An 8,356-nucleotide genomic window follows, 5' to 3' on the forward strand; every position below is an offset into this window, starting at 1 on the left:
CCGTCCCGGCTCCAACGCCAGGGCCGCTACACACGCGAGTCGATGCGGCACCCCGGCAAGATGCTGCCCGCCATCGCAGCCCAGGTCATCACCGCCTTCACCGAGCCCGGCGACCTGGTGATCGACCCCATGTGCGGGATCGGCACCACCCTGGTCGAAGCCGTCCACCTCGGCAGGGACGCCGCAGGCGTGGAGTACGAACCCGAGTTCGTCCACCTCACCGCCGACAACCTCCGCCACGCCCACGCACAGGGCGCCACCGGAACCCCGCAGCTGATGTGCGGCGACGCCCGCAACATCGCCACCATCTGCGCACCACTGCGGGGCAAGGCGGCGCTCGCGCTCACCTCACCGCCGTACGGGTCCTACACCCACGGGCACGTCCGGTCCGGACGCGACAACGGCGGCGGCAGTCTCATCAAACGCCACCACCGCTACTCGGCCGACCGCGGCAACCTCGCCCACCGACCCCTGCCCGCGCTGCTGGACGGCTTCGGGCAGATCCTCGCCGGCACCGCCACCCTGCTGCGGCCGGCGGGAGCCGTCGCGGTCACCGTCCGGCCCATCCGGGTCAAAGGCGAGCTGGTCGACCTGCCCGGACAGGTCATCGACACCGCCGCCCGGCACGGACTCGTCCTGACCGGCCGCCACGCCGCTCTGCTGGCCGGACTCCGCGATGGAGGCTGGTGAGCCGTGCCTCCTTCTTCCAGATGCTGGAGACCGGCCGCGCCCGCGACCGCGGCATCCCCGCCTGCATCACCGCCCATGAAGATCTCCTGATTTTCCGGAAAGCCACCGATCTGACCGGAGACGACCGATGAACCGCCACCCGATGTCCGACCCGGTCGGCCACATGCTCGCGCTGCTGCAACTCGGGATGTGCGGACGGTGCGGACGCGCCCGCTACGAAACCCGTCGCACCGCACGCCACGCCGCCCGCATCGCCGCACCCGGAACCCGGCTGCGCGCCTACCGCTGCGGCACCGCCTGGCACCTGACCAGCCCGAACGGGCGTCCGCAGCACATCACCGCCCCCGTCACCCTGCCGCCGTCCCTGGGACGCGGACGGGCCAGGCTTGACGGGCGTGGTCGAGACGAGCGTCGATACCGGCGCCCCGGCCCGGACGACCGCGCCGACCGGCACGGAACGGCGGACGCGTCCGGCCGCCGGGGCAGTCCCGACCCGCTGGAGGAAACCCGTGATACCGACCCGCCCCGCCCCCGCCGGCGCTCCGCTGGGGGCGGGAGGTGAAGGCCGGGATGACTGCGGCGGAGATCCGTTCGCTGCCCGCCACCATCGACCTGGTCACCGCAGGACGCGTGTTCGGCGTCGGACGCACCAAGGTCTACCAGCTCGCCCGCACCGGGGACTTCCCGTGCCGGGTGCTGCGGGTCGGCCGCAGCTACCGGGTGCCCACCGCCGACCTGCTCGCCGTTCTCGGCGTGGCACTCACATGCCCGGACCAGGCGCCGGGCGGACAGCCCGAAGAACCGGAGAGTGCCTGAATGGCCGCCAAGGGAAGCACCTTCAAGACCTGCGGATGCCGCGACGAGGAGGGAAAGCTGCTGGGCAGACGATGCCCGAAGCTGCGCCGCGCCAACGGCCGGTGGAGCAGCAACCACGGCACATGGAGGTACCAGCTCGAGCTCCCGCCTACCGCGGTGGGAGCTCGGCGGGCCCCACTGCGGCGCGGCGGTTTCGCCACCCAGGACGCCGCCGAGGTCGAACTGAACAAGGCCAAAGAACTCCTGGCCATCGCCGGTGACGACGACACCGCACGGGTGCAGATTGCCGACCTGATCACCGCGACTGTCCGGACGACCAAGATGCTTCCGGAGCCGGACAAGGTGCGACGCAAAGCCCGCACCGGCCAAGACCTGTCCCGGTCGATCACGGTCGGAGAGTACCTGGAGGCCTGGCTGGTCGGACGCCGCAACCTGCGCGAGGGCAGCCGCCGCAGTTACGCCCAGCACATCCGCCTGTACTTCAAACCCCACCTCGGCCACATCCCGCTGGAGCGGCTCCGTGTCCAGGACGTCGACCGCGTCTTCGACGCCATCGACGAACACAACCAGCTCGTCGTTCGTGCCCGTGAGACTGGCGACCTGAGGCTGCGCGCCAAGGTTAAGGGCCGCCGGGTGGTCAGTCCGGCCACCAAGCAGCGGATCCGCGCCACGCTGCGCGCGGCGCTGAACAAGGCGATCAAGGAACGGATCATCGAGGTCAACGTCGCCTCCCTGATCGAACTGCCGTCCGGGAAGGCGCCCAAGGCCCTGGTGTGGACCGACGAACGCATCATCCAGTGGGAACGCGACTTCGCCGCCCACATCCAGAGGATGAACGCCCGCCGCAAACACCAAGCCCGCCTCGAACCCCACAAACGAATCGGAGAAAACATCAACCGGCTCGACGCCTACGCCGGTGCCCCACGGCCCTCCAAAGTCATGGTGTGGACCCCCGCCCTGACCAAGCGGTTCCTGGACCGGGCCCGTCACCACCGGCTCTACCCCCTGTACCACCTGATCGCCTTCCGCGGCCTGCGACGCGGCGAGGCGTGCGGGCTGCGCTGGGCCGACGTGGACCTGGCAAGCGGGACCGCAACGATCCGCTGGCAGATCACCCAGATCGGCCACGAAACCTTCCAGGGCAAACCCAAGACCGAAGCAGGAGAAGCCCGCATCGACCTCGACTCCCACACCATCAAAGAGCTACGCGCCCACAGAGCACGGCAGAACGCCGAACGTCTCGAGGCCGGTGGCACATGGACCGAAACCGGGTTCGTATTTACCACCCCGGCCGGTGGCCCGGTGGAGCCCAACGAGGTGACCGAACAGTTCCTGCAACTGTCCATGGAAGCCGGACTGCCACCGATCCGGCTGCACGACCTGCGGCACGGCGCCGCCACCTTCCTCTTGGCCGCCGGACACGACATGAAGGTCGTCCAGGAGACATTGCGGCTGTCGTCGCTGGCGATCGCCTCCGACATCTACACCAGTGTCCTACCTCAACTCGCGCGCCAGTCCGCCGAGGACGCCGCCGCCATCGTCCTCAAGGCAAAGTGACCGCCCGCGAGCGTCGGTACGACGCTCGCGGGCAACCGGAACCCCTTCACACCGGGCGGCGCCGATTCTGACCTCGCCGACGGCGACGGTATCGACGACCGGCCAACGCCAAGACGAACGACAAGCACCCCCGACTGGACGACGCAGTGGGCTGCTCGAGGACAGGTCAACGACCCAATGCGCCGCGCAGCGCGACGATGCATGCGGATCGGCGGGTGCTGTCATCGGGATACCGTCGGTGGCACTCGGCGTTGATCCAGCCCGGCTGGCGCTGCGCCTGCCGCGGTGTGCGAACACGCGGGCGCGGGACGGACTCCGTCCCGCGCCCCTGTTCCCGTTCAGCGGTGTGCTGGCGTTGCGCACGGTCGTCGCGTTCTTTTGCAGCCGCCGGAACCCGCCTTGGTGGATCTCCTGCCTCGGCTTCTCCGCGATCCCGATCGCGCGCGGACGGGCTCGCCTTCGAAGTGACATGTTCCTGTGGCGCCGGTGTCGTGCTCCGCTTGAGCGGAGGCGGATATGCGGACGGGCTCTGGTGCATCGCGGTGGTCGTGCGTGTCTGGGGCGCTGATGCTGGGACATTCGTCGTCGTGGCGAGTTGCGGGGCGGTGGCCGTACTTGTGGCGGCGAGCACACCGGTGACGATCGGTGTCACCCATCTGCTGTTCCGCCCGGGACGTCGGCGGCGACGTCGGCGGCGGTGGTCAACGCGCCAAGGTTCATGAGGCTCGGCAGGGACGCCCGTCTTCGGCTCGGAGGAAGAGTCTTTCACCACCCTGATTGACTACCAAGAATGACGATAGCGGAACTTGTCAAACCTGATGAGACGTCAGGCCACGTGGGTGGTTTGTGGCTGGTTGTCGGTCTGGAGTGGTTCGGGCGGTGGGTTGATCCAGACCTTGTCCGGTAGCGGGGGCGGGGAGGGGCATCGTCCGCGGAACCGTTCAGGGTGGGCACGGAAGGCCGCGTGAAGGGTGGCGGCCCGGCGGGCCTGGATCTGGGCGGCGGTGCCGTCGTGGACGGTGGCGGGGGTGTGCATCCCAACCCCGGAATGGCGATGTTCGTGGTTGTAATAGGTGAGAACCGGCTGCAGAATCCGTTGGCGTCTTCGATCGAGCCGAACCGTCCAGGGAACGCCGGGCAGTACTTGAGGGTTTTGAACTGTGCTTCGGAGTAGGGGTTGTCGTTCGATACGTGCGGCCGGGAATGGGATTGATCGATGCCCAGGAGGGCGAGCAACCCGGCGACGGTGTTCGAGGCCATCGCCGTGCCGCGGTCGGCGTGGATCGATCGGGGCGCCACGCCGCCGTTGGCGGTGATGGCGTGCTGGATGAACTCCTTGGCCAGGGTGCCGTTCTCGGTGGGCCGGATCTCCCAGTGCACGACTTTGCGGGAGAAGATGTCGATGATGACGTACAGCAGGTAATGGACGCCGCGCACGGGCCCTTTCAGTTTCGTGATGTCCCTTGTGTCCTGAACATGAAAGGAAGCGCATATAGGCAGCTTTCTAGAAGTGATGCTTTACGGATGATGAAGGTTGGCCCTTCGGGATCGCCCTGCGGGGGGGCCAAACCGCCTCATGCTGCGTTGGCTGAAGACCGTCGTGGTGAGCGATGAGGAAAAGGCGTCGGAAGAGGCGTCAGGTGGGGATCGGGAAGACGAACGCAAGTGAATCGCTGCTGACGTGTCGTAACACAATCAGGTGGCGTCAAAATCGGGGTATGGGATAGATCCCGGGATGAATCTGGCGAGTGCCCGCTTATTGGCCAGGTGGCGTCCGGCATGTAGGCGACGTGAGCCCGGTCTGCGGCGCCGTACGGAACAGGAGAAGGCAGGACACGGTACTGCCCACCGTGTGACGGGGGCGAGAGGGAGCACTCTGAGCAGCAGAAACTGTGAGGGGCTGAGTACCGATCCGGGTCCTGCCGGCGGACCGGCCCGTAGTAGTGATGAAGCCCCTGTAACGGGGGCGGAGCGAAGGGGCCGGGTCGTTCGTGACTGCGTTGATCGCATCAACCGGAAGTACTCCGGGAGGAATACGGTGGGCCAGTTGAAGTCGAAGATCAAACCGTTCGAAATTTCCAAGTGGGAAATCAAGGATGCATGGGAGGAAGTCAGAGCAAACAAAGGTGCACCGGGCGTGGATGGACAGAGTATTGAGGACTTCGAGAAGGACCTAAGGGGCAACCTCTACAAAGTCTGGAACCGCATGTCCTCAGGCTCCTATTTTCCACCTCCGGTGCGCGCGGTGGCAATTCCGAAGTCGCACGGGGATGGTGTGAGGATGCTTGGCATCCCCGCTGTTTCCGATCGTGTGGCACAGACCGTAGTGGCCCGGCATCTCATGCGCCGGGTGGAACCATTATTCCACCCGGACAGTTACGGATATCGGCCCGGACGGTCCGCCTTGGATGCCGTGGAGAAGTGCCGGGAACGCTGTTGGAAACGGGACTGGGTCGTCGAGTTCGACATCGCCCGGTTCTTCGACAGCGTGCCCTGGGACCTCCTGGTCAAGGCGGTGGAGGCGCATACCGAAGTCGTCTGGGTGAAGTTGTACGTGCGCAGGTGGCTTGCTGCCCCGCTCGTCATGCCCGACGGTGCCCTGCTGCAACGGGAACGCGGGACTCCGCAAGGGGCCCCGGTATCACCCGTGCTGGCAAAGCTGTTTCTGCATTACGCGTTCGACACCTGGATGGACCGGGAGTTCCCGACCGTCCAGTTCGAGCGGTACGCCGACGACGCGGTGATGCACTGCGCCACGGAACGCCAGGCTCGCGAGGTGTTGGAGGCGCTGCGGAACAGGATGGTCGAGGTCGGGTTGAAACTGCACCCGGACAAGACCCGGATTGTGTACTGCAAGGACCAGCGGCGCCGCGGCTCGCACGAGCACACGGCGTTCACGTTCCTGGGGTTCACCTTCCGCGCCAGGAAGAATCGCGACCGAAAGGGCGCGCAGTTCCTGTCGTTCACGCCGGCGGTCAGCAAGGAGGCTCTGAAGACGATGGGGCGGGTTGTGAGGTCCTGGCACCTGCACACTCGCTCGGATAGCCGTTCGCGATCCCAGCGACCCGCACGGCCCGGTCTTCGCTCAGAGCTCGATGGCTCGGGATTACCTAACCAGTGTTAATTGGTGATGGCGGGTGTGGTGGTGAAGGTGAGACCTGTGTGGGCGAGGCAGCCGTCGATCACGCCGGGGTGGTGCTGGATGACCTCGAGCCGGTGCTTGATCATGCCAGCGAGGTCGTCCAGGTCGGTGGCCAGGAAGTTGACCATGGAGCGTTTCAGCAGCGACCACACCGTCTCGGCCGGGTTCGGCTCGGGGGCGTAGGCCGGCAGGTAGAACACCGTCAGCCAGTCGGCGTGATCTTCGATGACGCGCGCATCGCTTTGGAGTGGTGGATGCCGAGGATGCCCCTATGTTGCGTCAAGCGGCAGAATGCACGGCTGTGGGAGCTGTCGTCTCCTGGAAGTGCCGGTAGATCTCGCGGGCGACATAGCGTTTGAGGCAGCGAATGATCTCGCGCTTGGACATGCCTTGCCTTGTCCGTCGCTCGAGGTAGTCGCGGGTGCGTGGGTCTCGGCGGATGCGCGTGATCACGATCCGGTAGAGGGCGGCGTTGGCCTGCCGGTTGCCGCCGCGGTTCAACCTGCGGCGCTGGGTCTTGCCCGTGGACTGCTCGACCGGGCTGACCCCGCACAGAGCGGCGAAGGACGCCTCGCTGGCCAGCCGCTCGGGGTTGTCGCCGGCGGCGATCAGCAGAGCGGCGGCACTGTCCGGGCCGACGCCGGGGAGCTCCAACAGCTGCGGGTGGCAGGCGCGGATGGCGTGGTGGACCCGGCGGGTGAGTTCCTTCACCTCGGCCGTCAGCTGCTGGATGCGGCGGGCCAGCAGGCGCAGGGTGAAGACAGCCGCGCTCCCGGTCTCGGGTAGGTCGCCGCACCGGGTGATCAGGGCCGCGTTGCTCAGCGGGGACAGCGACTCGCGCAGCTCGGGATCAACGCCGATGAGCACGGCCTTGAGCTGGTTCTTCGCCTGCGTGCGGGCCTTGACGGCCGACTCCTTCGCCAGCCGCAGTATCCGCAGGTCAGCAGCCGGGCCCTCGCCGGTCTTGGGTGTGACATCGGCGCGTCCGGACAGGACGGAGCGGGCTGCGGCTTCGGCGTCGACGGCGTCGGTCTTGCCGCGCTTGCGGCGGGTGGCACGGTCGGGCTGATTGACCTCAAGGACCTGGATGTTCTCCCGGGTCAGGAACCGGGTCAGGGCGGCTCCGTAGGACCCGGTGCACTCCACTCCCGCACGGTGCAGAACACCGAAGGAACGGGCCCAGGACAGGAGTTGACGGTATCCGGCGGCAGTGGCCGGGAACTCCTGGCAATTCAGGAGGACGCCGAGCGCGGTGATCACAGCGGCAACGTGCATGTCCTTGTGGGTGTCCACCCCGAGGATCACCTGCTGCGCCGGCTGGTCCTCGGGGTGGGCGGGCAAAGCGGTCTGGGGCATGCTGACGACGGTCACGCGGCTCCTTGATCGGCATGGGGATGATGGCCGACGCCGGGCCAGTGAGCGGTCAGAACTGTGATGGTGCCTTGTGCGGCAAGGCCCCTATCGGGACACGCCTGCTGGTCCGGCGGCAGTGAGCGCCGTCCAGGCCGGATGCCGACAGATCCTCAACAGGGCAGCCAGGCCAGTTGTCCCACGGGTCAGACCTCCGGCCCGGACGGCGCCCGATGAGTCTCACAGTTGTCCCAGACCAGCACGATCTTGCCGCCCGGCAACTGCTGGTGAGCGGCCTGGAGCATGCGTGTGTACTCGGTGAGGGTGAATCCGGCGCGTTCGTTTTTGCGGCGGCGGTAGCGGTGGAGCCGGTAGATCAGGCGGGATCGGTGGCCGGGCCGGTAGCAGACCATCCCGGCGATCGAGACGCGCGAGCCGTGGTCGCCGCCGTGCACCCTCACCTGGGGTCGGTGTCCGCGGCGGCTCCAGGTGCGCCGGTTGGGCGGCCTGAGCCCTTGACCGGCTTCGCCGGAGAAGCAGATCCAGGCGCCCGGGTCCGCCGCGGTGTTTCCACTTGCGGCCACACCCGCTCTTTCCATACCTCGATGGCCTGGTCGTCGCGTTCGATGGCGCGGCGTCCGGGGACCTGCACCGACCAGCCGTTGCGGCGCAGCAGCAGCGATACCCCGGGCCGGGTGTAGTCGATGCCGAACAGCCGGCGGACCACCTCGGCGACCCGGTCCAGCGTCCACCGCTGGTCGTGGGCCCAGCCGTGCGCGGCGGGGCCGCGGTTCAGCTCGG

General features: G+C 67.5%; 11 protein-coding genes. 6 read left to right on the forward strand and 5 right to left on the reverse strand.

Features of this window, described 5'->3' with window-relative positions; all coding sequences use genetic code 11:
- From BJF79_RS26050 to BJF79_RS26065, 5 genes are all read left to right on the forward strand, one after another.
- Positions 1–690: TRM11 family SAM-dependent methyltransferase (locus BJF79_RS26050; RefSeq protein WP_075901265.1), on the forward strand; the 690-nt coding region annotated here is incomplete at its 5' end.
- Positions 687–821 carry a hypothetical protein gene (locus BJF79_RS61655; RefSeq protein WP_262402599.1) on the forward strand — a complete coding sequence of 45 codons (135 nt, stop codon included), beginning with the start codon at positions 687–689 and terminating at the stop codon, positions 819–821. The genes BJF79_RS26050 and BJF79_RS61655, both read left to right, overlap by 4 nt.
- Entirely contained in the window at positions 818–1,252 is a 435-nt protein-coding gene (locus tag BJF79_RS26055; RefSeq protein ID WP_075901267.1) for a hypothetical protein, read from the forward strand. Before BJF79_RS61655 ends, BJF79_RS26055 begins: the two co-directional genes overlap by 4 nt.
- Before the next feature lie 8 nt (positions 1,253–1,260).
- Positions 1,261–1,506, forward strand: a complete 246-nt coding sequence (locus BJF79_RS26060) for a helix-turn-helix domain-containing protein (protein WP_075901269.1) — start codon at positions 1,261–1,263, stop codon at positions 1,504–1,506.
- A complete protein-coding gene (locus BJF79_RS26065) occupies positions 1,507–3,063 on the forward strand; it encodes a tyrosine-type recombinase/integrase (protein ID WP_075901271.1) in 1,557 nt (518 codons plus the stop codon).
- A 765-nt stretch (positions 3,064–3,828) separates the two neighbouring features.
- On the opposite strand, the gene BJF79_RS26070 is transcribed toward BJF79_RS26065, so the two are convergent.
- Positions 3,829–4,578 (reverse strand): DDE-type integrase/transposase/recombinase, encoded by a 750-nt coding sequence (locus BJF79_RS26070; protein WP_083733927.1) that lies wholly within the window; start codon positions 4,576–4,578, stop codon positions 3,829–3,831.
- Positions 4,579–5,101: 523 nt separating this feature from the next.
- On the opposite strand from BJF79_RS26070, the gene ltrA reads away from it, so the two are divergent.
- The gene (gene ltrA, locus BJF79_RS26075) at positions 5,102–6,187 is read left to right on the forward strand and encodes a group II intron reverse transcriptase/maturase (protein ID WP_083733929.1); all 1,086 of its coding nucleotides are present in this window, start codon (positions 5,102–5,104) and stop codon (positions 6,185–6,187) included.
- Here the strand turns inward: ltrA and BJF79_RS26080 are convergent.
- From BJF79_RS26080 to BJF79_RS26095, 4 genes are all read right to left on the reverse strand, one after another.
- Positions 6,184–6,432, reverse strand: coding sequence for a transposase (locus BJF79_RS26080; protein ID WP_075901273.1), 249 nt, complete (start codon positions 6,430–6,432; stop codon positions 6,184–6,186). The genes ltrA and BJF79_RS26080 overlap by 4 nt on opposite strands.
- Before the next feature lie 52 nt (positions 6,433–6,484).
- Complete coding sequence (locus BJF79_RS26085; protein ID WP_143220173.1) at positions 6,485–7,576, reverse strand: IS110 family transposase; 1,092 nt, start codon at positions 7,574–7,576, stop codon at positions 6,485–6,487.
- 185 nt (positions 7,577–7,761) lie between these two features.
- Complete coding sequence (locus BJF79_RS26090) at positions 7,762–8,016, reverse strand: hypothetical protein (protein WP_143220174.1); 255 nt, start codon at positions 8,014–8,016, stop codon at positions 7,762–7,764.
- A partial coding sequence (locus tag BJF79_RS26095) for a helix-turn-helix domain-containing protein (RefSeq protein WP_143220175.1) occupies positions 8,013–8,356 on the reverse strand: 344 nt, incomplete at its 5' end. The genes BJF79_RS26095 and BJF79_RS26090, both read right to left, overlap by 4 nt.

It is taken from the genome of Actinomadura sp. CNU-125 (genome assembly GCF_001942465.1).
Lineage (GTDB): Bacteria > Actinomycetota > Actinomycetes > Streptosporangiales > Streptosporangiaceae > Spirillospora.